The sequence below is a fragment of the Psychrobacter sp. W2-37-MNA-CIBAN-0211 genome, from assembly GCF_040309405.1.
GTDB classification, from domain to species: domain Bacteria; phylum Pseudomonadota; class Gammaproteobacteria; order Pseudomonadales; family Moraxellaceae; genus Psychrobacter; species Psychrobacter glaciei.
The window spans coordinates 1-248 of sequence record NZ_JBEOOU010000458.1 but is presented as its reverse complement, the minus strand read 5'-3'; the positions used below and the strand labels follow the sequence as shown (position 1 = coordinate 248).

Annotated in this window: 1 protein-coding gene; it reads right to left on the bottom strand. The window is 40.3% G+C overall.

Features of this window, described 5'->3' with window-relative positions; all coding sequences use genetic code 11:
* Positions 1-248, bottom strand: a 248-nt coding sequence (locus AAEY72_RS15880; protein ID WP_352311614.1) for an alpha/beta fold hydrolase, incomplete at both ends; no start/stop codon positions are given.

Sequence of the window (248 nt, the reverse complement as noted above, 5' to 3'; positions counted from 1 at the left end):
GCCATACGCAGCCCGATTAAGCCGCCCCAGTCTTGGCATACCAAAGTAATGTTGGTTAATTCAAGTTGTAAAACGAATGATTTTATCCAATCTACATGACGTTGATAGGTATAATCAGAACGTTGACTTGGTTTATCTGAACGGCCAAATCCAATAAGATCTGGGACAATAACTCGATGACCTGCTGCAACAAGGATCGGGATCATTTTACGATATAAAAAACTCCATGAAGGTTCTCCATGTAGTAA